Source organism: Streptomyces sp. NPDC087844, assembly GCF_044742785.1.
Taxonomy (GTDB): Bacteria; Actinomycetota; Actinomycetes; order Streptomycetales; family Streptomycetaceae; genus Streptomyces.
On the sequence record NZ_JBIUVD010000069.1, the window covers coordinates 1 to 1318 of the forward strand.

Sequence of the window (1318 nt, forward strand, 5' to 3'; positions counted from 1 at the left end):
CTCCGTAAGTTGTTAGGCGGCCCGGGAGGGCCGGGTGTGGCTTATGGGTTCTTGCCTTCAGTGGCTTCGAAGGAGTGGCCGCCCGGCTCTCCGGGGCGCCCTGGCTGCTGATTGAGATGTGCGCGCTTCGTGCGGTCGCTGATTACGGAGATGACAGCGGGGTGTTCCTCGGGCCGACGGCATGCCGTGCGGAACGAGGAGGGGCGAGTGAATGAACGGAAAGCCCAGGTCTGGGCCGGTGTCGATGCCGGTAAGGGCCACCACTGGGCGGCCGTGGTCGACGAGACCGGCGTAACGCTGTGGTCGAAGAAGGTCGACAACGACGAGTCGGCGATCCTGACCGCGCTCGGCGAGATCCTCGACCTGGCGGACCAGGTCCACTGGGCGGTGGACATCTCCGGGACGTCCTCCGCGCTGCTGCTGGCCCTGCTGGCAGCCCACGGCCAGCAGGCCGTCTACGTACCCGGTCGCACGGTCAACCGCATGTCCGGCGCCTATCGGGGCGAGGCGAAGACCGACGCCCGCGACGCCTACGTCATCGCCGAAACCTCCCGCCAGCGCCGGGACTTCGCCGCCATCGACGTGCCCGCCCAGCTGGCCGCCGACCTCGCCCTGCTGACCGCCCACCGCGCCGACCTGGTGGCCGACCGGGTGCGAATGATCAACCGCCTGCGTGACGTACTGACCGGCGTCTTCCCCGCGCTGGAGCGGGCCTTCGACTACTCGGCACACAAAGGCGCGCTGATCCTGCTGACCGGCTACCAGACCCCGCTCGCCATACGCCGCCGCGGCCGGGCCCGGCTGACGGCCTGGCTGGCCAACCGCGGCGTCCGGAGCGCCGACGCGGTCGCCGCGATAGCGCTGGAAGCCGCTCAAGCCCAACAGAGCGCGCTGCCCGGTGAGGATGTCGCCGCGCAGATCGTCGCCGACCTGGCCGCGCAGATCCTGGCCCTGGACGACCGGCTGAAGCGGATCGACAAGCAAATCCGCGAGACGTTCCGCAGCCATCCGCAGGCGGAGATCATCGAGTCGATGCCTGGCATGGGCCCGATACTCGGGGCCGAGTTCGTCGTCGCGGCCGGCGACCTGTCCGCCTACACGGACGCCGGCCACCTGGCCTCGGCGGCTGGGCTCGTGCCCGTCCCGCGTGACTCCGGACGCCGCACCGGCAACCTGCACCGGCCCAAGCGCTACAGCCGCCGCCTGCGCAGGGTATTCTACATGTCCGCGCAGACCAGCATCATCCGCGAAGGACCGAACCGGGACTTCTACCTCAAGAAGCGCGGCGAGGGCTGCAAACACGTCCAGGCCGTCATCG

Annotated in this window: 1 protein-coding gene; it reads left to right on the top strand. The window is 69.9% G+C overall.

Going from position 1 to position 1318, the window contains the following annotated elements; all coding sequences use genetic code 11:
• Positions 1–207: 207 nt before the first annotated feature.
• The coding region (locus ACIOKD_RS42035) for an IS110 family transposase (RefSeq protein ID WP_402093764.1) at positions 208–1318 on the top strand (1111 nt) is incomplete at its 3' end.